General features: G+C 57.3%; 18 protein-coding genes and 3 tRNA genes. 5 read left to right on the top strand and 16 right to left on the bottom strand.

Features of this window, described 5'->3' with window-relative positions; all coding sequences use genetic code 11:
• Positions 1–75 precede the first annotated feature (75 nt).
• On the bottom strand, positions 76–3,849 hold the full coding sequence (locus tag ACIX9_RS11530) for a carboxypeptidase-like regulatory domain-containing protein (protein WP_013580663.1): 3,774 nt from the start codon (positions 3,847–3,849) through the stop codon (positions 76–78).
• 355 nt (positions 3,850–4,204) lie between these two features.
• On the opposite strand from ACIX9_RS11530, the gene ACIX9_RS11525 reads away from it, so the two are divergent.
• Positions 4,205–5,122, top strand: a complete 918-nt coding sequence (locus ACIX9_RS11525; protein ID WP_013580662.1) for a LysR family transcriptional regulator — start codon at positions 4,205–4,207, stop codon at positions 5,120–5,122.
• 191 nt (positions 5,123–5,313) lie between these two features.
• The gene (locus ACIX9_RS11520; RefSeq protein WP_232298701.1) at positions 5,314–6,186 is read left to right on the top strand and encodes an MBL fold metallo-hydrolase; all 873 of its coding nucleotides are present in this window, start codon (positions 5,314–5,316) and stop codon (positions 6,184–6,186) included.
• A gap of 63 nt (positions 6,187–6,249) precedes the next feature.
• Here ACIX9_RS11520 and ACIX9_RS11515 read toward each other — a convergent pair.
• Together ACIX9_RS11515 and ACIX9_RS24740 are read right to left on the bottom strand one after the other, a co-directional pair.
• Positions 6,250–6,326 (bottom strand) — tRNA-Val (locus ACIX9_RS11515).
• A 59-nt stretch (positions 6,327–6,385) separates the two neighbouring features.
• Positions 6,386–7,150, bottom strand: a complete 765-nt coding sequence (locus ACIX9_RS24740; protein ID WP_013580660.1) for a YkgJ family cysteine cluster protein — start codon at positions 7,148–7,150, stop codon at positions 6,386–6,388.
• A 164-nt stretch (positions 7,151–7,314) separates the two neighbouring features.
• Between ACIX9_RS24740 and ACIX9_RS11505 the strand changes: the two genes are divergently transcribed.
• Positions 7,315–7,391 (top strand) — tRNA-Asp (locus ACIX9_RS11505).
• Between the two features lie 272 nt (positions 7,392–7,663).
• On the opposite strand, the gene ACIX9_RS27390 is transcribed toward ACIX9_RS11505, so the two are convergent.
• The 9 genes from ACIX9_RS27390 to ACIX9_RS23795 all read right to left on the bottom strand — a co-directional run bounded on the left by ACIX9_RS27390 (position 7,664) and on the right by ACIX9_RS23795 (position 16,294).
• A complete protein-coding gene (locus tag ACIX9_RS27390; protein WP_013580658.1) occupies positions 7,664–7,786 on the bottom strand; it encodes a hypothetical protein in 123 nt (40 codons plus the stop codon).
• Between the two features lie 543 nt (positions 7,787–8,329).
• Positions 8,330–9,079, bottom strand: a complete 750-nt coding sequence (locus ACIX9_RS11500; protein WP_013580657.1) for an ABC transporter ATP-binding protein — start codon at positions 9,077–9,079, stop codon at positions 8,330–8,332.
• Complete coding sequence (locus ACIX9_RS11495) at positions 9,079–10,167, bottom strand: ABC transporter permease (protein WP_013580656.1); 1,089 nt, start codon at positions 10,165–10,167, stop codon at positions 9,079–9,081. The genes ACIX9_RS11500 and ACIX9_RS11495 overlap by 1 nt, the downstream gene beginning before the upstream one ends.
• Positions 10,164–11,507, bottom strand: a complete 1,344-nt coding sequence (locus tag ACIX9_RS11490; RefSeq protein ID WP_013580655.1) for an ABC transporter permease — start codon at positions 11,505–11,507, stop codon at positions 10,164–10,166. The genes ACIX9_RS11495 and ACIX9_RS11490 overlap by 4 nt, the downstream gene beginning before the upstream one ends.
• Before the next feature lie 4 nt (positions 11,508–11,511).
• Positions 11,512–12,780 (bottom strand): Fe-S-containing protein, encoded by a 1,269-nt coding sequence (locus tag ACIX9_RS11485; protein ID WP_013580654.1) that lies wholly within the window; start codon positions 12,778–12,780, stop codon positions 11,512–11,514.
• A gap of 151 nt (positions 12,781–12,931) precedes the next feature.
• A complete protein-coding gene (locus ACIX9_RS11480) occupies positions 12,932–13,393 on the bottom strand; it encodes a hypothetical protein (protein WP_013580653.1) in 462 nt (153 codons plus the stop codon).
• 120 nt (positions 13,394–13,513) lie between these two features.
• Positions 13,514–14,596, bottom strand: coding sequence for an outer membrane beta-barrel protein (locus ACIX9_RS23800; RefSeq protein ID WP_456297992.1), 1,083 nt, complete (start codon positions 14,594–14,596; stop codon positions 13,514–13,516).
• Positions 14,520–14,816, bottom strand: a complete 297-nt coding sequence (locus ACIX9_RS27905) for an outer membrane beta-barrel protein (RefSeq protein ID WP_456297996.1) — start codon at positions 14,814–14,816, stop codon at positions 14,520–14,522. The genes ACIX9_RS23800 and ACIX9_RS27905 overlap by 77 nt, the downstream gene beginning before the upstream one ends.
• On the bottom strand, positions 14,813–16,294 hold the full coding sequence (locus tag ACIX9_RS23795; protein WP_198152086.1) for an outer membrane beta-barrel protein: 1,482 nt from the start codon (positions 16,292–16,294) through the stop codon (positions 14,813–14,815). Before ACIX9_RS23795 ends, ACIX9_RS27905 begins: the two co-directional genes overlap by 4 nt.
• Positions 16,295–16,490: 196 nt before the next feature.
• On the opposite strand from ACIX9_RS23795, the gene ACIX9_RS11470 reads away from it, so the two are divergent.
• Positions 16,491–17,930, top strand: a complete 1,440-nt coding sequence (locus ACIX9_RS11470; RefSeq protein ID WP_041597069.1) for an IS4 family transposase — start codon at positions 16,491–16,493, stop codon at positions 17,928–17,930.
• On the opposite strand, the gene ACIX9_RS11465 is transcribed toward ACIX9_RS11470, so the two are convergent.
• Both ACIX9_RS11465 and ACIX9_RS11460 read right to left on the bottom strand, forming a co-directional pair.
• Positions 17,901–18,500, bottom strand: a complete 600-nt coding sequence (locus ACIX9_RS11465; protein ID WP_013580651.1) for a carboxypeptidase-like regulatory domain-containing protein — start codon at positions 18,498–18,500, stop codon at positions 17,901–17,903. The genes ACIX9_RS11470 and ACIX9_RS11465 overlap by 30 nt on opposite strands.
• Positions 18,501–18,741: 241 nt before the next feature.
• Positions 18,742–22,269: a TonB-dependent receptor gene (locus ACIX9_RS11460; RefSeq protein ID WP_013580650.1), complete on the bottom strand. Its 3,528-nt coding sequence runs from the start codon at positions 22,267–22,269 to the stop codon at positions 18,742–18,744.
• 297 nt (positions 22,270–22,566) lie between these two features.
• Here ACIX9_RS11460 and ACIX9_RS11455 point away from each other — a divergent pair, with 297 nt between their 5' ends.
• Positions 22,567–25,260 carry a glycoside hydrolase family 2 protein gene (locus tag ACIX9_RS11455; protein ID WP_013580649.1) on the top strand — a complete coding sequence of 898 codons (2,694 nt, stop codon included), beginning with the start codon at positions 22,567–22,569 and terminating at the stop codon, positions 25,258–25,260.
• A gap of 116 nt (positions 25,261–25,376) precedes the next feature.
• On the opposite strand, the gene ACIX9_RS11450 is transcribed toward ACIX9_RS11455, so the two are convergent.
• Together ACIX9_RS11450 and ACIX9_RS11445 are read right to left on the bottom strand one after the other, a co-directional pair.
• Positions 25,377–25,453: transfer RNA gene (locus ACIX9_RS11450), tRNA-Arg, on the bottom strand.
• Positions 25,454–25,509: 56 nt separating this feature from the next.
• Positions 25,510–25,809, bottom strand: a complete 300-nt coding sequence (locus tag ACIX9_RS11445) for a hypothetical protein (protein WP_041597068.1) — start codon at positions 25,807–25,809, stop codon at positions 25,510–25,512.
• Between the last annotated feature and the right edge of the window lie 36 nt (positions 25,810–25,845).

Genomic DNA, 25,845 nt, shown 5'->3' with positions numbered 1-25,845 from the left:
ATACTTGTTTTACCAGAAAAATCCCACAGAAAAAGGGAAGCGCGAAGAGTCATCCTCGCGCTTCCCAAATCCCAATTAGAACGAGTATTTACCCGAGAACTGCATTTGCCGTGGCTGCCCGAGCAATCCAGTCGTAGTAGCAGAGCCTCCCGTGTATTGACCAAACTTCGTGCTGTTTCCGGTAGCAGTTAAAGCGTTGAAGCGCGTCGAGCCCGTTACGTTGAATACTTCAACTTGGATCTTGAAGGCCTGTTCGCGGAACGTCCGGAAGGACTTCGAGAAGCCATCATCCATGGAGAAGTATCCATCGGCCCGGAAGTTGTTGCGCTGTCCCGTCTCACCCACGTAGGCGGCCCGAAGGTTTGCGAACGCCTGTGTCACGGTAATGCCGTTCAGCGCAGTCTCGTAGTTGCCGCCTGGCACGTAATGATGGCCTCCGGTTGGGATTGGACCTGTCTGGATGTAGTTACTGGACGAATCGAAGTTCGTGCCGAAACCGTTGCTGATGCTAGCTGAAAACGGGAACGCCGTGCTGTAGTGGACGACTCCGTTCAACTGCCAACCGCCAATCAGACGATCCACTAATCCATTTGCATGACCGAGGAAGGGTTTGCCTTTACCGAAAGGCAAAGGAGCGTTGTAATTCGCTGTGATATTGTGGCGCACGTCAAAGTCTGAAGGAGCATACATCTGGCTCGGATTGACCGTGTTCACGATGTAGTTAGAGGCGGAGCGCTCAGGTGACGAACCCTGATCAAGAGATTTGCTGTACGTGTAGTTGAGATCGTACTCCAGTCCATACCGCAGGACATGCCGTGCGGACATTTGCAGGGCGTTGTAGTTGCTGTTCGCGATCGTGGATTGCACGTAGATGGAAGATGTCTGCGGATAGAAGAATCGATTGCTCTGCCCGGCAGGGGAAGACGCCGCGCCAGCCGTGTAGTCGAATTGATAGAGCGCAGCCGTTTCATTTCCGCGATTTGCAGCCATGAACGCATAGAACGCCTGCGCACCCGTGAACCCCTTGTAAGCAGCCTTGGGGAACAAATTCTGAAAGTAGCCAGTGTTTGCGACTGTGTTGGTCGCGACACCGGCGTCGATCATCTTGTCGTAAGCGGTGGCAGCCTGGAAATAAGTTTGCTGGCTCGCCGTATCCAGAAGGTTGTTCGGCTGGGCCACGTCGATCGCATCGGAGAGGTGACGGCCAAGGCGCCCAACGTAAGAACCAGTCAACGTCAAGCCATGCGTCACCTCACGCTGGATGGTGAAGTTGAATGCCTCTGCGTAAGGAGTCTTCTGAATGCTGTTCACAGTTTTCAGGAAGGTGAACTCGTTGTTTGCCGGCGTTGCCGGTAGGGCTGTGGTAGCCACGGTTACGGTGCCGAGCGGCACATTATGATAGCCAGTGAAACGCGGATTCGTGTTCACATCCGTATAAGAAAATGTGTTGCTTTTCGAAAGCGAAAGCAGTGAAGAAGTTCCCGCGTCGTAATAATCGACGACTCCTTCACCAAAGTGATCGAACACCAATGAGAAGCCTCCGCGGATCGAAGTGCGATTATCCGGAGTCGCATAGGCAAACGAAATGCGTGGAGCGAAGTTACCCTTCTGCGGAGTCCAGAAGTTAGGCGCGTTGTTCGCAGAGCCGGACACCGCAAACGAAATCGGCGTGTTGTAAGAAGTTCCAGAGTTAGCGCCAGCGACACGATTCTGAAGCAGAGTGTTCGCCGCAATCGTCGGCGCAATCTGCTGACCATGAATCTCATACGGAACACCGTAATAGTTGTACCGCAGACCCGCAGTCACAGTGAATCGAGGACTAGCCTTCCACTGGTCCTGGATGTAATACTCCTGCTCCAGATTGTGGTAAATGTGTGTCGGAACGACGCCTGCGCCAGCCGGTACAAGGGAGCCATTCTGGACAAGATACTCGGTTCCCGACTTGCCGCTTTCGATAACCCCGCCGTTAGCTAGAATCGCGGCGTTATACGAGTTCGCAAAGCCACTTGATACCGTTCCGCAGTCAGCGCAGGTACCGATCGCTGGATCATAGCTGCTGCCAGTGTTTGCAACTGCAGCCAGTGCCAGAAGGCTCGACGTCACGCTGGCGTTGGAAAGCAGAGGTGAGTCGAAGTAGCGGCTGTTCGAAAGAAGACGATCGTTGACGCCAAACTGGATCGTATGGCGGCCCTTGGTAATCGTGAAGTCATCGGCAAAGTTGTTCGTAGTGATCTTGTAAATGGTAGACGTTGTGGTGGCCGAGATCGTGGTGAAGGCGCTGAACGTTACGTAAGGCTGGCTTCCAGTACCTCGCGTGGCAGTGCCCTGCCGTATGAAACCATAGCGGAAGTTATTGCTCATCGCACTGTTCAAATTCCAGATGTGACCGGCAGCCATTCCCTTGTTATTGCCGAACGTATTGGACGCAGCAAGCAGGCCAGGGAACGTGAGTGCTGCTGCCTGATTATCGCTCTGCAGGTTTCCGCGAACAAACAACGTCTGTCGTGGATTGATCGTGTAGTCAACACGAGCGATGTTTGTAATCTGGTGTAACGGGAGCGGGGAAGCAAAACTATAGGTGCCCGTGTTAAAACCGTCGCCACCCGTATTGTTGTTGGCCAACGGGAACTGCTTCATATAGGCGATTGCCGCTGCATTGGTGGTCGGCGCGGTGCATGCTGAGGTACTGCAAACTGGGTCGTTGGCGCGGCCGTCGAGTGTTGCAATGTCAGTCGGCGTCAAGGTCTTGGTTGCCGTGGAAGATTTACAGACAACCGATGAAGGGCAGACTTGGTAAGTCACGTTCCCAGTAACCAAGCCTTGAGCCGTACCGCTTGCGCTGAATAGCGACGGTACAGTTGCCGCAACTTGCTGATCGCTGGCCTGCTTGAAGCCTTCGTACGCGGCAAAAAAGAACAATTTATCCCGGATGATTGGCGCGCCGAAGGAAGCACCATAGGTATTTTGCAGGACTTTCAGAGGCACATTGCCCGTATTGGTATTGAGTTGTGTTTGCTTATTAAACCAGTTGTTCTGTAGACCGATCCCGCCGCGGTAATACTCGTAAGCGCTGCCATGATAGGTATTGGTTCCCGAGCGGGTAACGAGAGAGACCTGACCGCCGGAGGAACGGCCTGCATCTGCATTGCTTCCCGTCGTCGTAACCCGGAACTCTTCCACTGATTCACGTGTCGCACGGAGTGCGCCGTTGAACGCATAGCCATTGGTTTGGTCATTGTTATCGACGCCATCAAGACTGATGTTCGTCTGATCCTGCCGTGCGCCATTCACGATACCCGTGCGCGTATCTGTGTTCAAACCGCCCGTCTGCGCACCGCTATCCAGCGCCAGCACACCAGGCTGCAATGACAACAGATATGTAATGTTGTTCGCCAGATAAGGCAGATTCTGAATCTGTTTGCTGTCGAATGCTTTGCCCAGCGAGGCATCGGTTGCATTCAGTGCGGCGATATTAGTCTCGACGTTGACCACCTCGCTTGTGCCGACGGTAAGCTTGAAGTCCATCTTCACCGGCGTGGCCACCAGCAGTTCAACCTGTTCGTCCTGCTCGGAAAAACCCGGTGCCAAAACCTTCACCACATATGTGCCCGGCGGAATCTGGTCAAAAGAGAACTCTCCCTTTGAGTGGGTGCTGGTGTTCTGAACCGATCCGGAGGCTGGATTGGAGATGCTGATTGCAACTCCGGGCATGAGTGCCCCAGATGCATCCGTCACTGTGCCGCTCAAGGCTGTTGTGTTCGTCTGAGCCGATAGAAGGGAAGAGCTTGCCAGGGCAAGAGCGAGGCCGAGCAGGATGCGGCGGCCGGAACGAAGACAGAAAGTTTGCATAGAGATCCTCCACTGGCATAACCAGTTTGTGTTGCGGATACAGAGGTATCCGTCAACGCATCACGCCGTTGCGATTCAGGTCCGAATGGACAAATGTTCCCTGGGGTTGATGACTGAATCCTAGCGTGCCGCATCGTGTTGAGAGGACAGAATTGCTTTTCCCTATGGCGCGCATAAATCTGTAGGTCTGTCATTGGAATCGCCTATAGCTGCTATAACTATGCCTAGACCCGCACGAAATTCGCATAACGTTCCGACCGAAGCCGCTGAGATGTTCGCTTGTTCGCACACCCGCAACTGCTGAACCAACCAGCTTGCGGTACACAACACGGATGACAGTAGAAAGGGGCTGTACGTGGACTTCGATCAATTGAAGACTTTCCTGGAAGTTTCAAAGCAGAAGAGTTTTTCCAAAGCTGCGGTCAAGCTTCTCGTCACACAGCCTTCCATCTCCGCACAGATATCGTCACTGGAGAAAGTGATTGGGGTGCGGTTATTCGAGCGGGGGGGAGGCAAGGTGACTCTGACTGCGGCGGGCCGCGTCTTCGAGCCTTTCGCGGAGGATTGCATCACGCGCCTGAACCATATCAGCATGACAATCGCTGACTTGGAGCGATCACCGCGGGGTAGTCTTCTGATCAGCGCCAACGACTCCACGGCCCTCTATGTTCTACCGACGTTCTTTGCCGCGTTCAAGAAGCGTTACCCGCGCGTGTCGCTCAATATCATGCGGGCTGAACGATCTAAAACAATCGAGTCCGTTCTCAATCGAGAGGCTGACTTTGGAGTGGTCTCGCTTCCGGTGACTGACCAGCGGCTTCATGTCGAGTTGATCCATGAGGACCGGTGGGTGCTCGTGGTCCCGCCTGAGCATCCTCTTGTTGGGTGTACCAACGTCACACTGAAGCAGGTCGCGCAACACAGCCTTCTTGTTCCAAAACAGGGGCAGCGACGTGAGCACCTCGATCAACTGTTCACGCAGAAGAAGCTCAGTCCGAAGATTGGAATGGAGCTCGATTCCTACGAATTGCTGAAACGTCTGATCATCGCGGGAATGGGGATTGGCTTCCTGCCCCGTATCAACGTACTCTCCGAGTCGCGTGCAGGTTTGGTCCATATCGTGCCGAGTGAAGAGATCGTAATCCCACGGAATCTCGCGATTATCTCGCGGCATGATCGTAGTCTGACTCGGGCTGGCCAGGCTTTTTATACCGTGACGACGCGCCTGGTTCATCCGTCGGCTATAACTGAGAGAACGACTACATCCTCATAGTTTGCTGGTTTCCATTGGAAGCCAAGCTCCGCGGGAGTCTTGACTTGAAAATTTGTTTGATCGCTTTGATGCTGGCTTCTTGTCTCGGATGTCCAATGCTGCCTGCACAGTCGCCCAATCCTGATGGGGGTGGGGTGCAACGTGGAACCCTCCCCCTTACGTGGTCTACGGGCGGCCCTAAGTGTTTGGAGATGCCCGAGTGGCAAGTTCACGAATATAACCCTGAGTTTTTCATCCTGAGGCAAAGTGGCTGCACGGATTTTGAGAAGCCTTTCGTGTATCTCATCTTTGGCGAAAAGCGTGCGTTACTCTACGACACTGGATCACGCAACGGAAACCTGGCTCCGACGTTGCAACGCGTTATGCATTTATGGCTCTTGCGCAACCATCGCACGTCGATGCCGCTGGTCGTAGTGCATTCGCATTCGCATTCTGACCATACGGCAGGCGATACGGACATTCAGGCTCTGACCGATCCTGCGATTCCGATCACCTTTATCGCCGCGAACGTAGAAGCTACGAAAGCGCTCTATGGAATCGTGAACTGGCCTGAGGATACGGGATCCATCGATCTCGGCGATCGTGTGATCGACGCGGTGCCTATTCCCGGTCACGACACCGTAAGTGTGGCTCTCTATGACCGGAAGACGGCGGTCCTACTCACAGGCGATAGCGTTTATCCCGGACGTTTGTATATCCGCGACTTCGATGCGTTTACAAAGAGCAACCAGCGTCTTATGCGGTTCACCCAGGACAAACTGGTGACTCATATTCTTGGTTGTCATATTGAAGAGACGCGCACACCCTTCCTGGACTACCCGGTGGGGACGATTTATCAGCCCGACGAGCACGAACTCTCGCTTTCCCGGGGAGTTCTTCTGGAGATGCAGTCAGCGTTGGATGGAATGCACGGGACGCCCCGACGCGTCGCATACGCAGACTTTTCCCTTTGGCCTTCTGGGCCGGCGTTTCGCGCGGCAGATAAATCGCAGGATACGTTCAAGACGACTCAGGAGTATCAGCTGAAACATATGTGGGACCAGACAGCACCCACCACAAAGTGATATTTGGTCGAGGATAAAGACACGAAAACCGGCTGAAGAGCCGGTTGGGGAGAGATATATCTGTGGTGGGCGGTGAGGGATTCGAACCCCCGACCCTCTCGGTGTAAGCGAGATGCTCTAACCAGCTGAGCTAACCGCCCGTCTGCGACTACCTTAGTGTATGGGACTGCCAAGACAGATGCAATGACCCGGCGTTCAATCAGGATGTGTATCGCTTCACGAACTCATGTAAAAGTTCATGGCCGAGCCCCTCAATCGCTTGACCGGGAGTGCCGCCGGTCTGCATCCAGACGAACAGCAGTGGAAGCGGAATCCATCCGGTTGTGCCTTCTTCTACCAGCGAGCCGAGACCGAAGAGGACACTGGAACTCTTGAGAGGGATTGGAATAGGAACGACTGTCTCGCGAGTTGGACGAGCGCAGAAGACGGGATCAGATGTGACTAGGTACTCACGGCAAATTAAGGGTCGTATGGGGTGGATGCTGCAGGACTCGTCATGTAGAAAAGGACATGGAATCTCCTGCTCAAGGTAATCCGCCGCAAGGGTCCTGGCTTCAAGATCCTCCTCCTGCCAAAGATGCGGAGTCAAGAGACGGGGAAGTAGGTTCGTCGCCTTGAGGGCGTCGACGGTGGTATTGAAGCGAGCATTGAGTGCCTGCTGTTGCATTGCAGGTAAGCTATGAATCCATTCCGTTAAAAACTCCGCTTCAAAGATGCTTAGAGGGACTAGTTGCCGGCAGCAGGCGCCACAGCCTGCGCGACACGAAACTTGATAGCCTTCTGTGCTAACAAGTACGGTGGCTGCGTCAACGATGTTGCTGGTCAGGGTTTGAAGGACCGGTAGTATCTGTGTCAACGTAACATGGCCTGAGGGAACTTCCAGAGATGCGTCAAGCCGTCCATGGCCAATACCAAGCGTGAAGTTCACTTGAACCGTCGGGGGTAGATCGACTGAGGACTTCATGGTGCGATGAGTATAGAGAATCTTGCTTGGGCGGCCAAATCTTCCTTTGCGAGGGTGATTTTCATCATCTCTCGCGATCCGTATTGACCCGCAGGCACTAAGTCAGTATGATCAGAAAGTTGTCCGGTGAGTGCTTTACTCCTCTCCGACACCAGGTAGCATTTGGGGACGTAGCTCAGTTGGTTAGAGCGCTGCCCTGTCACGGCAGAGGTCGCGGGTTCGAGCCCCGTCGTCCCCGCCATCATTCCAAAAGACTTATGGAGTGACTGGCTGACATTGAAAAGGCATTATAAGGAACGATAAGCCTTGTCAGTATCGAATGCAAAACTCGAGATTAGAAGGGGCTCTTCCTCGGGGAGCCCCTCTCATGTTCAGGCTATATTTTAAAATTGTCTGCGTGATAGCCAGATGGGCACTCACAGAGGAGCGTTTGTTGAGACCCTAGCAAGATGCGGATGGCTCTTCCTCCCTCTTCTCATGGGACCGGGGCTTCGAAGATCCCCGAGGCGTCGATCAGTGCCAGTCGCTTCTCGGCGTCATCCCGTTCTTGTTATCAAGAATCGTGCCAAGGCTGTGCCAGCCGATGCTGGCTGCCAAGGCAGCCGGACGAACGTGGCTTTCCAGCTCGGACTCCATCCAGAAGGGCCGCTTTCCTTGGGTGAAGGGTGAAGCGAAAACCCAGTCGTCTGGCTGATTGTAGGGTGTCGAGTATCGACAAGTCAGGAGAGCTTCGCGAGATCGCGCATCATGGGCAAGCCCTGAAGTAGTCGCGGTAGCTGTCAATGGTCGTTTACGAGCGCTCAACCTCTGGATCGGAGAGCTCGTGAGGCTGGAAATGTACCCGAGTAGTACCGACGGGCGGCTTTTCAATGGTCGCCGCCGCAGCGGAGTCTGCAGCTACATTGATAGCTAGGCGCAGCGAGTTCGATGTCTGAAGCACCGGATGTGTCGTCTGCGGGACACGGAGATGGTCAGCTAGCGCTTCGAGCGTGACCTTGTGGGTCCGGGCTCCCCTCACGAAGTGACCATCGCCCTGCGCCAGCGAATTGATCGCTCGGCATCCCCGCAGCTACGACCCTGAGGCAGCGGTCTACGATCCGCTGCAAGTATGTTCAGGTCTTAAGACTGCTCGAGACGTATGTTATCGTGTTTCGATCAAAACAGGATGGAGGGGGGTACCTACTTCCCCAGCCGAACAATCCCACCCACAGGATGACAGAACACTGTCCCGTGGCTCAGCGCGATCCGTCGCTGCGCCAGCGCCGCCATCTCGGGATCATGCGTCACCATCACGATGGTGTGCCCCGCCAGATGCAGGTCCCGCAGCAATTGAGCCACGATCTTTTGGTTGGCATGATCGAGATTTCCGGTAGGCTCATCCGCCAGCAGGATCGGCGGGTTATTGATCAGCGCCCGCGCGATACAAACCCGCTGCTGCTCTCCGCCTGAAAGCTCGCTCGGCAGATGCTCCGCCCGCTCGCCCAGCCCAACCTTCACCAGAGCCGCCCGAGCCTCCTCCTGATCCGTCATGGAATGAAAATACTGCGCCAGCATCACGTTCTCCAGCGCAGAAAGGTAGGGAATCAGGTGGAACTGCTGGAAGATGAACCCGATCTTGTCCGCCCGAAACCGGTCCAGCTCACCCGCCGTCATGGAAGCAACATCGGTCCCATCGATCTTTAGCTCCCCACACGTCGGCCGGTCCAGGCACCCCAGCATATTCACCAGCGTGCTCTTACCCGAGCCAGATGGCCCCGTGATCGCCACCCACTCCCCAGCTACGATGGAGAAGGTTGCCGAGTCCAGCGCTCGCACCACACCCGTCCTGCCCGCATACTCGCGCGAGACGCCATCCAGCGAAATCACTGCGCACTCGTCGCGCGTCATCTTTGGTGCCGGATTCGCCAGCTTGGTGATGACCTCAGCCATTATTCCCCTTTCAACAGCGCCGCCGGCTCAAGCCCGCGGAGCGCCCGTATCGGCAGTAGCGCAGCCAGCGCGGCAATCAGCCCATTCAGCAACAATACCGCCGGAATCACACCAGCGTGAGGCAGCGTCGCCGTATGGAAGTTCACCTCGCTGATCACCCACGCCGCGCCTGACCCTGCCACGTATCCCAAAATCACGCCACCTAAAGCCAGCAGCAATGTCTCCAGCAGAAACAGGCTCATCATCTGGATCTCGCTTCCACCCAGCGCCTTCATCAGCGCGAAGTCCCGGCGTCGTTCGAGCACACTCGCGGAGAGCGTCGCCAGCACGGACACAGCCACGGTCAACGCAATCAGGATCACCGCGCCAAACATCAATGCGTGCGTCCGATCCACGATGCGCGACTCCCCGTCCACAAGCTGCCTGACCGGCTCAACCCGCGCCTCCGGCAGTGCCGCCTTCAGCCTGCCGAGCGCCGCCTCAACCGCAGCCCCCCCACCCGGCACCTGCACCTCCAGCACATTCGGCGCGACCCCCGTCCACGCAGTAAACGCCGCAGCCGGCACATAGATGCGGCTATCCTCATCGCCACCCGTCTTCACTCGTCCAGCCCCACGAAACGTCTGTTCCTTGCCCGCAAACGAGAGCTTCACAGCCTTCTCATCCGCAACAAAGTTCGCCGCCCGATCCCCCAGTAGAGCATCGTCCGCTCCGCTCGGCCAAGCCGCCACAGACCACCACGAATCCAGCCGCTTCACCGCCTCAAAGTCCACCCCGGACACCACCACCGGCGTCCCTCGATCGGTCAACGCCACGGCATACCCAAACGCCGCGACGTTCGCGTTAGCCCCGGCAGCAGCTTGTCCTTTGGTCGCAAGGCCAGCCTCACCCACAGGCTCCGTCACCACAATGTTCGCGCCAAAGCTCCGAAACTCATGATGCAGCTTCGCATCCAGATCGGCGTAGAGCGTCAGCAGCGCGGTCGCCACCGCCGCGGAGACCGTCATCGCCGTCAGCGCAGACAGACTCCGCGCCCGCCGATGCACCAGCGACCGCGCCAACATCCTCCATAGCCCGATGCCCTTCAAGCGTCCGCCCTCAGGACCATCGAAGGGTCCATCCGCAGCGCCGTCCGGATCGAAGGTGTACTCCCCGCCACCGCCACGATCAACGCCATCGCCACCACCACTGGCAGCAGCACCAGGTTCAGCACAGGACCGTTCGCATCGCCGGAGAAGATATGGCCGCCCAGCCAGTACGCAAGCACCGACCCCGCCACATACCCCAGGCTCCCCGCCACCACCGCCAGCAGCCCCGTCTCCGAATAAAACAGCAGCGCAATGCTCCCCTTGCTCGCGCCCAGCGACCGCATCAGTCCGATCTCTCTTCGCCGCTCCAGAACGGCGGTGGCCATAGCAGCACTGACCGCAAAGCCCGCCGCCAGCAGCGCCGCGCCGCTCACCAGCCACATCAATCCGCTGATGCGCGAGAGCACCGTCCCTTCACTTTGCTCCACCCGCCGCACCTGCTCGGCCGCCGCCCCCGGGATCGCCTCGCGTATCTGGTACGCGATCGAGTTCGCATAAGGCCGGCAGTACCAGATCTCATGCTGCGCAGGGGAGAGCGTGTCCGGGTCCTTGCGAGCGAAGGCATCTTCGGGCTTGGTCGTTGCGGAAATCTCTACGCGAGACAAATCGCTATTGGATACGGGCGGCGCAGTTGCCTTTCCCGCAACGACAACCTGTGAAATTGGAATGCTAAGCGGCAGGAGCACTTCGTTGTCAGTTGCATCACCGGTAGTCACGATCCCAACTACATCCGCTTCTGGAGCGTAGCCCGGCTGCTCAATAGCCAATACGAAATCGTCGCCGATGTGCATGCCGAGTTGCTGCGCAAGTTTGCTGCCAAGGACGACCTGAACAGCATCTTCGCGATGCTTCCCTTTAGCCAAAGCCTCAACAGGCCACTTGCCCTCTAACTTCCACCAAGGGTGGAGTTGAGGCGCGCCTGTTGTGATATTGCCGAACCGATGATTGAACCAGTAGCCCACCGCAGTCACCGGTTTCAAAACCTTGCCGTCCGATCCGAGAGCGATTCGGCTCATCCGAAGTTCGGGGCTGAGACCCGTAATGTTGTTAGCCCAAAAAATCGTCTTCAGCTTCTCAAGATCCGCTTCCTTCAGATAAGCCCCACCCGTACTAGGCTTCAGATCCACGCCACCCACATTCACGCTCAGCGTATCCGCCTTCGGATAGACCACAATGTTCGCCCCATACACCGCAAGCTCGCGATGAATCCGGTCCCCAATCGTAGTCGCCAGGGCGAGCATCGCCGTCACCGCCGTGGTCCCCAGCAGGATCGCAATCGCAGCCAGCGCCTTACGCCGCCGCTGCCGTACGAAGCTCTCCCACAGCAGCCGAAAGAACACGCCGTTACCTCTCGAACCGCGGTGCCAATGCCTTAAGATCAGCCGCCGCAATCGTGATCTGCCCACCCGCGTTGGTCGACTTCAACGGAATCGGGTTACAGCCACCCGGCTGCCCCATGGAAGCCGGCACCAGCGGCGACGCACACATCTTGCACGTAATCCCCTGGCTGCCCATGTAGAAGCCCACCGGCCCGCAGATCGAACAAGCATCCGCTACCGAAACGATGTTCCCATCCGGCTTCTTGAACAGCAGAAACCGCACCTCAGGCGAGGCCCCATTCCCATCGTCTACATGCACGCCAAACCGATGCAGCTTGTCGTCCGTAATCTCTGCCGTAGGCACCGTCACCTGATCGCCCACCAGCGTCACCGGGCTGGTTGCGCTCAGGGAAGTCGCACTCTTCGCATAAATAAACTCAGCCGTTGAAAGAAAGATAAACAGGAAGCTGGCGGATACCACTGCGGTCATCCACATCTTCTCGCGCCGCTGACTCCACTCCGCACGCCGCTTGTCGGCAGCCGAAGCGCCCTCCGGCAGAGCCGCCGGCCCACGTCGCCGCTGCTCCATCAGGATCATCAGCACCGCCAGCGCAAGCATCGTCACAAAGAAGAACAGATCGTTCCGCACGATCGGGCCGATGTACCGCATCTCCGCAGTGCTAGAAGGCAGCACGCCGTTCTCGGAGAGCTCATGCAGCCCGCTCACCAGCAGTTGAAAGGTGACGAAGTACAGGATGACGCTCGTCACCCGGAAGAACCGCTGCAGGTTCACCTTCACGCTGCCGCGAATAAACATCACGCCGAACACCACCGCCACCGCGATTCCCAGCATCGTGCCCGTGAAGCTCAACAATTCAGTCGAGTTCAGCGAGACCGCCGAAAGAATCAGCACCGTCTCCACGCCCTCACGCAGCACCAGCAGAAACACAAAGAAGAAGAGCCCCACGTTGCTCGAACCCAGCGTAGCCTTGGCGATCTTGCTCTCAATCTCGCCCTTGAGGGACTTGGCCGCCTTCTGCATGAACCAGATCATGCTCACGACGAACCCCGCCGCCGCCAGCATCACCCAGCCTTCAAAGATGTCGGAGTTGAACTGGGTGCGGGAGAGAATAACCGCACCCAGCACACTCGCGGCTATAGCCGAGCCAAGCGCCCAGTAAACGACCTTCTTCAGGTCCGGACGGCCGATCTTGCTCAAATAGGCGAAGACAATTCCGACAATCAGCGACGCTTCCACGCCCTCACGGAGCGTGATGATAAATGCCTGCAGCATTGCAACTCCAACTCCGAAGCTCCGCCGGTCCATTCCGTGCAGGGAGTCCGAAGGACACGCCGGGCGAAAGCCATCAGGAGCGCAGATTCGTATCCCGGTCGATTCTTAAGTCTAATTCGGACTAAATCAGTCGTCAATGTCGGAGGTCACATTAACGCACGTAGCTGTAAGTCCCACACAGGTTCGTTGAGCTGCCCAGAGCCTCCGGCGTAAACACCGGCATCGTCGCGCCGGAGAAGAACGACATCTGCAGGCTCTTGCCCACCGAGTAGGTCGCCAGCCACTGCGTCTCTTCGCCCCCACACATGGTCGTGCCATGCATAAACTTCTTCGTCCCGGGAATGCTAAGCCGGTACAGGTTTCCACTCCCACCTGCGGTACTGTCGGAGTCGAACGCCGCCCCAATCTCAACCGGTGTAAGCGGCCTGATCTGCGCAATGGCATAGCCGGAAAAATAGATTGAAATCCTCTCATCTCCAAACGCTACGTCACCTGTAATCGACTTGGCCGTCTTGCTTGCAGCGCGCCAGATGCCTTTTTCCTGCGCTGCTCCCGGCATTGAGCATGCCAGACTCAATCCCAAAGCCGCACCCAGTAACAATCCCTTATTCATCTCTCAAGCATGGCATCCGGAAGTGGCTTTAGCAACCGATCACACACGCTAAAGCAAGACGTCCTCACACGGTCCGAATCCAATTCGGACCGTGTGAGGACGAAAGGTTACTGCATCCGGTTAGTAGAGGATCTTCACCGCGAACTGGATCACTCGCGGCTGGAAGGTGCTGGTGATCTGTCCGCCCGTGGTCGTCGTGGAGGCGCCTACGGTGCCTCCAACGGTGCTGGGCAGGTACAGGTTGGTGTGGTTGAGGATGTTGTAGAACTCGCTCCGGAACTCAACCTTCAGACTCTCGATCGGCGTGGAGAACTTCTTGTTGAGCGAGAGGTCGGTCTGGTAGAAGGCGGTGTTGCGGCTGGCGTTGCCGAAGGGGCTGGCCAGAGCGGCACCCGCCGCGTTGCCGGCGGTCGTTGGAGGCAACGCAAACGCAGTCAGGTTGACGTACTGAATGAAGCCGTTGGCAAGCTGGGTGTGCTGGATTTTCTTGACGCCGGGAACGACATTCGGACGATACAGGTTTGCACCGCGGAAGCTGTTCGCGATCGTGGGTGAAACCTGGTTTGAGGAGGCCGGCGTATAGGTCAGATTGAACGGTGTGCCGGACTGCATCGTGTTGATGGTGGAGAGCTGCCAGCCGCCCAGTGCTGCCTCGACGATACCGTGGCTGTTTGAGAGGTAGTGGCGGCCGTAACCAATGGGAAGCTCGTAGACGATGCTGGTGATGTTGTCGATGGGCAGGTTGTAGTCGGACTGCCCATAGTCGCCCCTGATGTTGTTGCTGCCCTGCGGAGACTGGGTATTGCCTTCAGGCGAGGCGCTCGCCATGTCCAGCGCATGCGACCAAGTGAACGAGTTCAGCAGCGTAAGTCCGCCCAGAAAGCGCTGCTCATACCGCACCTGCAGCGAGTTGTAGTTGGAGGAGAATTTGGGGACCGGACGATCCGCCTGAGCAAAGCCAACTGCCGGATTGAGTTGATTAGCATTCACGAATCCCTGCAGCTTCAGGCCATGGTTGCCAACGAAAGCGATGTCCACCCGGATGTTCTTCGCAAGCTCCCGCTGAACGGAGAGGAAGTAGCTTTCCACAGAGCTGTCGCGCGTGTTGCGCGGCACGTAGGTGACGTTATCCGTAAGCGGATTGAAGGTGGTGGTCAGCTCGGTCGGGAAGCCTTGTTCCTGGCTCACATAGCAGGTTCCCAATGGAGGTGACGGTGGGCGTCCCAACGCAGTGATTGGTTGGCGTGGGCTTGAGGTTGTTCTGGTTGACCGCCACAAACAACGCCTGCGGAGCGTTGATCGCCTGAATGTCTCCAGAGCCGGCGCGAGTGTAATGCACATAGCTCGTACCGAATCCGCCGCGGATGGCAGTCTTGGAATCCGCAGCCAGGGCAAAGCCGATGCGCGGTGCAAAGTCGTTCAGGTCAGGGTTGATGAGGGTATGGCCGTAGACGCCGCCGCTTGCTGCAACCGGTGTGAGGTTCGCGCCCGTGCACCTGGCGTGGTGGTAATCATCGTCTGGGTGATGGGGTCGAAGTTGGAGACGAAGTTGTTCTGCTCAGAGTAGGGCGAGCCATACTCCCAACGCAGACCAAGATTCAGCGTCAGGTTGGGCAGAGCCTTCCAGTCATCCTGGGCGTAGACGCTGTGCAGCGTCTGGCGCAGGTGCGCGGTGAAGACGTTGGCTGCGGAGTAGCCGCTGGTCGTGCCGAAGAGGAAGTCCGCCCAGTAGGTATCGGACACCGTGGAGGCAGTCAGATTGACTGGCGTGCCCGTCGCAGAGCTGCAGGCTCCGACGCCGGGAATAATCGTGCCGGACGGACATGCACTATAGCCGCCGCCATACGTGAATGAACCGAAGAGCGGATTGTTATCGCTGACCGCCATCCACACATGCTCATACTCGTAGCCGAACTTCATCGAGTGCTTACCCTTGACCCAGGTAAAGTTCACCTTCGGGTCCAGCAGAGCGGGGTTCTGGAACTGCGGGTTGGTGCTTTGGCGACCGAATCCGGTGAAACCCGTAATGGTTGTCGTCGGCAGTCCGCCGGCGACCGACGCAGCCGTCGGAAGTCCAGGAATGTTGAACGGCGTACTGCCGATGGAAGTGGAGAACTTCCCAGCCTTGGTGCGTGAAAGCCCAACGCGAGCATCGAGGACCTTATCGGCGCCAAACAGCCGCGTGTAGCCAAGAACGACCTGCTGGTCGAGCACACGAATCTTGCCGTTCGTCTGCCCGTCCAACGGCAGAGGAAGCGCCGGCGCATTCAGCGCATTCTCTTTGCGATCGCTGACCCGGAGGAACCAGGAGTCCGAAGGATTCTGCTGATAGTCGAAGCGCAGGTCGCCCTTGTCCGAGTTATCCGTAAACGAAACCTGGACGGCGTAGTTGAACTGAGCAAGGCCGGTCCCGGCAGCGCCCGGAGTATTCGATACACCCGGAATCGCACGGAAGGCGCTGATGATCTGCTGTGAGACAGGGTTGATATCGGCTGTCGGAATCGCGCTGCCGGCGGCATAAACCTTGCTGGTCAGCGGATTGCGAACCGGGGAGACGAGCACTCCATTCAGTTCGTTCGTCGTCGGCAGGGTAAGAACGCTGAGCGGCTTCAAAACCTGCCGAAAGCCTTCATAGTCCAGGAAGAAGAAGAGCCGGTCCTTCATGATCGGTCCACCGAAGTTGACACTGTACTGATTGCGGTTGAACGTAGGCTTCTTGAAAGGAACCACGATGCCGGAGGTGCCCGTGTTGGTCGGCTTGAAGAAGCCGGTCGCATTGAGATCGGTGTTGCGGAAGAACTCGTAGAGCGTGGCGTGATACTCGTTCGTGCCGGAGTTGGATGCGACGTTGATCGTCGCACCGGAGGAGCGGCCGTACTCCGCCGACTCGTTATTCGTCACCACCTGGAACTGCGCAACCGAATCAGGTGGAACCGCGATGATCTGGTTGTCGAAGCCCTGGTTGGATTCGCCGTAAGCGTGTTGTCCAGCTTTCGATTACCCACAAGTCGAAGCGAAGAAACCGAGTGGAACCAACGTTGGTTCTGCCTCAAGACAGTGACTTTCAGAGCGTCTTCGTAAGTGTTGAACTTCGAGAATGCCGAAGACGCGGGTTGAAGCGCAAGAGGATCTGGATTCCTGGCTGGACCGTGAAGTTGCTGGATGCCAATTTCAAGATAAGCGGCACGGGAAGAGATTTGGTTTGCTGTTGGGACAGCTCTCTGAGCGGGTAGGAAGTAGCATTCCGTTTGCCTGCCAGGATTGGGCGAGCACCAAGGCAGCCTATCGTTTTTTGTCGAACAAGCGGGTGAGTGAAGAGAAGATTCTAGCGGGACACTTTACTTGTACCCGGGAGCGTTTCAAAGCGACTTCGGATACGACAGTGTTGGTTCTTCACGATACAACAGAGTTCATTTACCGGCGGGAAGAGAGTGCGGCGATCGGCATTGTGAGCAAGCTGCCGACCCGATATGGCAGCCGACCTCGCTATCACACGACGTGCGGCGTTCTCATGCACTCCAGCCTCGTCGTCACCGAGCATGGACTTCCTCTTGGGCTGACCGCGATCAAGTTCTGGACGAGAGACAAGTTTCATGGTGCCAATGCGCTCAAGCGCAGAATTAACCCGACACGTGTGCCGATTGAACAAAAGGAGAGCTATCGTTGGCTGGAGAACCTGCGACAGTCCACGGCATTACTCCAGCATCCCGAGCGCATCGTCCATATAGGGGATCGAGAGAGCGACATCTATGAGCTATTTTGCATTGCTCAGGAAATGGGTACCCGCTTTCTGTTGAGGACCTGCGTCGATCGGCTTGCCGGAGAGGGAGGCCAAACTGTCTCGGATGCAATGGAAGCAGCTCCCATCAAGGGTCTTCACCGCATCAAGGTCCGTAACAGGAAGGGCGAAACGAGCGAAGCAGTCCTTGAGCTTCGGTATCGCAGGATCCGGCTCCATCCCCCGATCGGCAAGCGCAAGCTCTACCCTGACCTGGACGTAACCGTACTCCACGCTACGGAATCGCATCCGCCGAAGGATCGTGACAGAATCGACTGGAAGCTGATCACCAACCTTCCTGTTCACTCGCGCAAGGACGCTGTCGAGAAGCTGCGCTGGTATGCGATGCGCTGGAAGATTGAGACGTTCCACAAGATCCTGAAGTCGGGCTTCAAAGCCGAAGAGGTCAGACTCCGAGCGGCCGAGCGGCTGGTCAACCTGATTGCAATTCTGTGCATTCTGAGTTGGCGCATCTTCTGGATGACGATGATGAATCGGACTACCACCACTGCGCAGCCAGATACGGTGTTCACCACGACCGAGCTGTACCTTCTCGATCAGCTTGTTCGAGACAAACCTGGCAAGTCTCCCTCCGAATCCACGCTCACTTTATATATGACCAAGCTCGCGCAACTGGGAGGCTACCTCGCCAGAGCAAAGGATCCGCCGCCAGGGAACACTGTCATCTGGAGAGGCTTGTCAAGGCTCACAGATATCCAGCTAGGCTTTTTACTTCGTACGCAACTTGTGGGTAATTGAAAGCCTGTCCAGACCGTCCAGCAGAAAGTTATTGAACATGCTGGGTTCGCCGTTGATGTTGTACGAACCGGCGCGAACGAGTGAGTTGATGGAACTGGTCGTCGCGGCGGACGGTGCCTGGCGTGAACCCGTAACCAGCCCCAGCAGATCAGAGTAGTTACGGCTGACGAGGGGAAGCGCCTCTGATTGATAGCCGGTGATCGTCTGCCCACGCTCTGAAGATTCGGTTTCAACCTGCAGCGACACCCCAGTGACTTCAACCGTCTCCTGCGTCCCGGCAGCCGGAAGACTCAGGTCGACCCGCTGGCGAGCGCCAACGGACAGGGTAATGTTGCTCGCGGAGGTATCGGAGAATCCGGCATGGGAGATCGTGACCCGATAAACGCCGGTCTTGAGCGAAGGAACCTCCCACTCGCCGGCCGAGCCTGAGGTCCGCGTGACGGTAATGCCGGTCTCAGTATTAATGACCGTGATGGTGGCCCCGGTCACCACCGCGCCGGTACTGTCATGCACGGTGCCGACGAAGGAGCCATTGTCATACTGAGCAAATGCAGACGTGGCAGCAAGCATACCGACGCAAAGCAGCGCACGGCTGCTGGAACGAGAAGAGATAGGCGTGCATTGAGGCTAGGCAAGCAACTAGAACCTTCAGTGAATAGAAGAAGAACACAAGATGAATCATGCATCATGTTACGGATAGGTTCCGCTTTATTAGCAGAGAGTTATGTGGAGTGTCTCCTTAAACGGCAATTGAACCCAGCAGGCGGCTGCATGGTTCAATTGCCGCTGATCAAGCCGGCGCAACCTTCAACTAGAAGGCAATCTTGACGCCCGCCTGCAGAACACGCGGACCGCCGACTCCATTGACATTACCTGTTCCACTGCCCAGGGTTGAGGTGATCCTGCCGAAAGAGCTGTTGGGATTGGTTATGGTGTTTGCGTATGCCGTGTTAGGAAGGCCGAAGGCTGGGGTGTTGGTCATGTTAAAGGCATCGAAGCGAGCTTCAAGGGCCGCCTCGCGGAAGATGGGAAAGCTCTTGAAGAGTGAGAGATTGTCAGAGAAATATCCGGGGCCGCGGAACTGGTTACGCTGCGTGTTGCCGACTGCACAAGCGACAGGATTAGCGGGGGTGTAAGGGGTGCAGGTTGCTGGTGTTGTGAAGGAGGCAGGATTGAACCAGCGAGTGTTGCCGGTGCTGGATACGCCATGTGTGACTTGATATGGTGCGATCTGGTTGACGGTCTGGGTCGTCCCTCCCGTCGCACTGGCGGTGGTGATTGTAAAGGGTAGACCAGAGAGCGCGGAAACCACGGCAGATAGCTTCCAGCCGCCCAGCGCATAAGAACTCACACCTGAGCTGAAGTAACGGTGACCCTTCCCCGCCGGCAACTCATAAGTGATCGTCTGCTCGTAGTTGAGGGTACGGTCGAAGTCGGCAAGATTGTAGTTGCGGCGAACCGGACCACTCCAGAAGAGAAGACCACCATCCTGAGCACCGGTTCCATAACCCTGTGCCTTGCCCCAGGTCACCGCGGAGCTGAAGGTAAGACCCTTGGAGAAGCGGCGCTTGAGCTGAACCTGTAGCGACTGATAATTCGTCGAGTAGCCCAGGAAGTACTGGGTCACAGAGGCGGTCTTGAGGAAGGTCTGCGTTACGCCATCCGCCGCATGATTGAGCGGATCATAGGCTGCGCTCTGACCGTAAACCAGAGGCTGGTTGATGTTCTGGGCTACGTCGATGCGTGTGCCGTGGTTGGCCACATACGCAATCTGCAACGACATATCCAACGGAAGTGCCTGCTGAACCACCGCATTCCAAGAAGAAACGTATGCGTTCTTGAAGTTCAGCGGGATATAGAGATTGGCTAGTCCGATCGTTCCATTGGCCGCACTCTCAGTAAGCGTTCCATTGGAGCCGAACGCGATGGTTGGCGTGCTTGGAATTCCAGTGACGAAGTTGACGACGCCGCCAGCTGGATTCAGTGCCGGCCCGAAGGTGGGGCTGAAGGTGTAGTTGGTGCTCGTCTTGATTGGATAGTTATAGGCGTAAGTATTATCGACAAAAGGTACGTAGCTGATACCGTAGCCTGCGCGGATGACCGTCGTATCCGTGGCACGGTAAGAAACACCCAGGCGCGGCGCGAAGTTAGTGTAGTTGGACTGCATGCCAAGGTTGGAAGGATTTCCGCCCACGCCAGCCGTCACAAGCTGATTGTTGGAAGGGTTGTAGTTGACAAATCCACCCGCCCTCCGGGGCACAGCCGGCGGATAGAGTTCGTAGCGCATGCCAAGATCGACCGTGAGCTTGGGAGTAGCCTGCCACTTGTCGGAAACGAAAAAGAAGAGCCAGTTCTGGCGGTAGGCGGGGAAGGTACTATTGGTATCCTGACCGACTGAGTAGGGAACATCAAAGAGCAGACTGGCAATCGCATTAGCCTGACCGACTGTAGGGGCGCCAGGTGCGGAGGTCTGGTTTTCACTGAACGCGAACGTTCCCGCAGCCGCGTTGATGTTGCCTTGCAGAAGGTCGTCGCGGATCCGCCGGATGTCGGCGCCCGCCTTCAGTGTGTGATTCCCCAGGATCTTTGTCCAAATATTGGCGAAGTCGATGTTGGATTCGGCACGCAGCCAGGGAAGAGACTGGGAGTACCCGATCAGCGGATTGCCCGTCCCGTTTTCCCCATTGCCGGTAAAATTGCTGAGCTGAAAAGCAACCTGACCGCTGGTGGTGGGAGTGTTGTTGGTTCCGTTGGGCCCGTTCCCGGGAATCCCAAGCGTGCGTGCATCATTGCTGCCGTAATCGGTCTGCGTAGCGGAGTTGCGGAGATGCGCCACGCCGACGCGGACCTCTGTGAAGAGAGTCGGAGAGAAAATGTGATCGTAGTTGAACCCGGTGCTATATGCGGACGCCACACCGGTTGCTTCAAACCCTCCACCCGTGGGACCACCGTAGAATGCACCGAACAGAGGAGCCTGAAAGGTATCCGTCTTCTGGTGGCTAAAGCGGCCGCTAAGATGATCCTTGGTCGTGATGGTGTAGTCGGACTTGATGTCGTAGCTAATGAAATCCTTACTGAAAGGGGAGTTCTGCGAGAAGTTATTGGAAAGTTGGCCTGCGATATAAGCGGCGGATGCGAGATTCGTCTTTGGATTACGGGCTAGAGCATCAATGTCCGAAAGTACCTTTACAGCGATAGGGCTGATACCCGGGTTGTTGAGTGGAATGACGTTGCCCGCGAATGCCGTGCGTCCCGTGCCGCAGGGTGCTCCGGCCGCAGACGGATTGGTGCAAGTGGCCGTGGCCCCCGTGTTCGGGTCATACACTTGGCCGGCGTAGCTGCTCAGGTTCAGGTTCCCGCCCTGAACGTTGTAGTAGGGAATATTCGTGTTGACCGTGGAAGACTCGTGATCCGAGACACGAAGAAAATCTCCAAAGAAGAAGAGCTTGTCCTTGAGGACGGGACCGCCTATCGAGCCGCCCGTGTAGTTGTAGACCAGCCGGCCGTTCGGGCCGGTAGCGAAGTAATTACGCGCATTGACGCCGTTGTTCTCCATGTTCTGAAACACCGAGCCATGAAACTGGTTCGTGCCGGACTTCAGCGTGATGTTGACGACAGTCCCGACCGCGCGGCCGAACTCTGCCTCGAAGTTGTTCGTCGTGATGTCGACGTTGCCGATGGCAGCCGCAGGCGGAACCAGAATAATGTGAATGCCCGTGCGCTGATCGTCATCGATCCCTTCAATCTGGTACAGATTGACGTAAGACGATTGGCCGTTCGCATTGACGGAGAGATCGTTGTTCGCATTGAAGAACTGCGAGTTGTTGAAGACCACCGGAGCCATGCCGGGAACCGTGTTCAACAATGACTGGAAGCTGTTACCGCTGCTCAGCGGTAGGTCCGCAATCTGCTTCTGCTCGATGGTCGTCGAGATATCCGCGCGGTCCGTCTGCAGCAGCGGGGGTGCCGTTGTAACGGTGACCGTTTCAGACGTGCTGCCGGTCGTCAGCCCAACATCGACTCTGGCCGTTTCGTTCGTCAGCACCGTGATGTTTTCGCGAGCCTCCTTCTTGAACCCCGGCGCAACGATCGTCACGGTATAGGTTCCCGCCGGGAGGTTCGGCTCCGTAAAGTTTCCGCTCTCATTGGTGACGGCTGTATGAACCGTGCTCTGTCCAGTCAGGACGATGGTCACCGTAGCGTTCGCGACATTCGCGCCACTAGGGTCGGTCACCGTGCCGAGGATCGTGCCACTTACGGCCTGCGCCTGCAGATGGCCACAGCTTACGAGAATCAAGAAGAGTAGGGCGATGCCAAATCTACGCACACACAAACGCATGAAGCCTCCGGAACAGAGTCTAGGACGAAGAAAATCGACTAATCTGAGCACCCGGAATCTACTCGTTGTTAGCCTGTACAGTCAACTAAGCAAAGCGCTTTCGGTGATTCTCGGACTGCTCAAACGTTTCACTCGCCAATCCTGGGAAGGATTGCCATGCTTGGCTCTCGCAGCGGCAACGGAATGCAAGAAGGCCGGGGCAGATCATTGTCCGTGTTGCAGTCTAAAATGGCTGCACCAGAGCGCGGGGCTTGAATCGACCGCACGCTCGTTCTGTTCACCGGAAGGAACATCCTCTTGCCGTCTCAATACTGCCAGCTCCCCATCGCCACGCGAAGAATCTCATTCTCGAAGCTCCACGCTCTGTTCCTTTGCCTGTTGCTGCAAGGCATGGCCGCCAGCGCCCAGCAGCCTCAGGAGATCAGTGCATGGGAGATGCAGGACGTGGCAAAGGTCCCTGCCACCGGCGATGCAGTCTCCCTCCCAAACTTCAAGACCGCCTCCTGGTACAAGGCCACCGTTCCCGGAACCGTCCTCACCACGCTCGTCGATAACCACGTCTACCCGGAGCCCCTCTACGGCGAAAACATGCGCGCCATCCCGGAGAGCCTGAACAAGACGAGCTACTGGTATCGCACCTCGTTCACTATCCCCTCCGCCTACAAGGGCCACACCACCTGGCTTCACTTCGCGGGCATCAACTACTCCGCCCAGGTCTGGGTCAACGGCCACTCCATCGGCTCCATCAAGGGCGCGTTCATCCGCGGCGACTTCGATATCTCCGCCGCCGTAAAGCCCGGCACCAAAGCAGTCCTCGCAGTCCTCATCAGCCCCCAGCCTCACCCCGGCATCCCTCACGAGCACACCATCGCTGATGGCGTCGGCAAAAACGGCGGCGACACAGCCCTCGATGGTGCCACCTTCCTCTCCACCATCGGATGGGACTGGATACCCGCCATACGGGACCGCGACACCGGCATCTGGCTGCCCGTCACCTTGTCCTCCACCGGTCCTCTCGTCATCGACGACCCAGCCATCCGCAGCGACCTCGCCGCCTCCCACGCTACCGCCGACCTCTCCATCTCAGGCGCAGTCACAAACTCCTCCGCAAAGACCGTGGACGGCACCCTGACCGGAACCATCACGGAGGTCGGAGATGACGCCTCCCCCAAGACCATTACCTTCACCAGAAAGATCAGCGTAGAAGGCGGCAAGTCTCTGCCTCTCGCCCTTGACCCCGCCGCAATCCCTGAACTCCATATCAACGCCCCCAGACTCTGGTGGCCCAACGGCTACGGCAAAGCCAATCTCTATCGCCTGAGCCTTAACCTTCGAACCTCCGGCGGCACCTCAGATGTCTGGTCCGGAAACTTCGGCATCCGCACCATCCAGTACCAGGTCGCCGGGTCGGAAAACCTGACGCTCTCCGTAAACGGTGTCCCCGTCATGGCCCGCGGCGGTAACTGGGGCCTTGACGAGGCCATGAAGCGCGTCCCCAAGGCAAGGCTTGATGCCCAGTTCCACATGCACGCGCTCGCCCATCTCAACATCATCCGCAACTGGGTCGGCCAGAGCACCAGCCCGGACTTCTACGAGATGGCAGACAAGTACGGCATCCTCCTCTGGGATGAGTTCTTCCAGCCCAACCCCGGCGACGGACCCAACGTAGCCGACATCCCCACCTACCTCAAAAACGTGACAGACAAGGTCACCCGTTACCGCAATCACCCATCCATCGCCGTCTGGTGCGCCCGCAACGAAGGCTATCCGCCCAAGGAACTTGACGATACCCTCCGCGTTCTCATGGCCAAGCTGGACCCCACCCGGCTCTATCAATCGAACTCCGCCGACGGTCACGGCGTGTCGTCCCACGGCCCTTACTACTGGCGCTCCCCACGCTACTTCTATGCCCTCAATGAAAGCTTCAAAACAGAAACAGGCTCCGTCTCCATTCCCACCATTGAATCCATCCAGGGCATGATGCCCCAGAAGGACTGGGAGACGATCAACGACGACTGGGCGCAGCACGACCTCGCCAAGGGCGCACAGCGCGGCGATCAGTACCCATCCCTCCTTGCAAAGCGTTACGGCCCCATCCGCAACCTGGCAGACTTCACCCGCAAGGGCCAGCTCGCCAACTACGAAGCCTTCCGCGCCATGTACGAAGGCCGCAACGCCCAGATGTTCACCGCAACCACCGGCGTCATCACCTGGATGAGCCACCCCGCTCAGCCCAGCTTCGTCTGGCAGCTCTACCACTATGACCTGGAGCCCAACGCCTCCCTCTACGGAGCGCAAAAAGCAAGCGAGCACATCCACGTCCAATTGAACGAGGCCAACTTCGGCGTTGAAGTCGTCAACAACACCCCGGAACCGCTCAGCGGCTACCAGATCAGATCATCCATCTACGCCCTTGATGGAACACTGTCCGCGCAGCAACTTCATCCGGTCGAAAACGCGCCAGGAGTTCACACGACAAAGATCTTCCAACTCGTCGCCAACCCCAGCATCAGCGCCGTCTACTTCGTGAAGCTTGATCTGCTGGACGCGACCGGCAACCAGGTCTCCACCAACTTTTACTGGCAGAATGTCGATCAGGACGACTTCACCTCCTTGGGCCGGATGCCCCCCGTCACCCTGGAAGCTTCCGCCACATCCACCTTGGCCAAAGACAAGACCATGCTCAAGGTCGTGCTGCATAATCCCACCAATCACGTCGCGCTTATGACTCACCTGCAACTTCACCGCGAAGGCTCTGAAGCCAGGGTGCTGCCAGTCTTCTACTCGGAGAACTACATCTCGCTCGCCCCACAAGAGACCCGGGAGTTGCTCATTGACGTAGCCACGGCCGACCTTCATGGCACAGCGCCCATCCTGGCCGTCGACGGCTTCAACATCCACGTCAAGAGCTCCGGCGGTCCCATCCGGATCATGAATAACGAGAACGCCGACCCCATGCACTGGCCGGCCAGCAATCTGGTAGGGAAGTGAGTTTCAGGGCAGGCGCGAACACGTCGCGCCTGCCCTGAACTTTAGCGCTCATAACTTGAAGGGGAAGAAGTAATATCTCGAAAAAGCCGAATGAGCGGATCACTCAAAGCTTGATATGGTGCGCCCGGAAGGATTCGAACCTCCGACCCTTTGGTTCGTAGCCAAATGCTCTATCCAGCTGAGCTACGGGCGCACATTGCGTTACTGCAACCTGACTAGATTATCGAACTTTCGCCTCTGAAGCAAGCCCTAAACCTTAGCCGCCACAGGTGCGGCCGGGGGCGCTGCCGGAGGAGCAGGAGGAGGCGGTGGCGGAGCCGGCACAGTCAGCGCAAGCTGCTCGCTGATATCCAACCCCGTACGCCGCAGAAGCTGGTAGATCACAGCCTCGGTCAGACGCGTCGAGTCGTACTCCACCCGCACCGTCTGCTCCAGCTCCTTGAACTCCATCCGGCGAATCCCGTAAACCTCGCGCATAGCCCCGAGCGCAAGCGTCGCAGCCTCGGTCGGAACCGATCCATAGCGGTACATCACTTCAACCTGAGTCATACGCCGATTTTAGCAGGGTGCCCCAGCTCCGGATCT

Source organism: Granulicella tundricola MP5ACTX9, from assembly GCF_000178975.2.
In the GTDB taxonomy this organism is placed as follows: Bacteria; Acidobacteriota; Terriglobia; order Terriglobales; family Acidobacteriaceae; genus Edaphobacter; species Edaphobacter tundricola.
The sequence above is the reverse complement of the archived record's forward strand: the minus strand, read 5'-3'. Positions and strand labels throughout refer to the sequence as shown.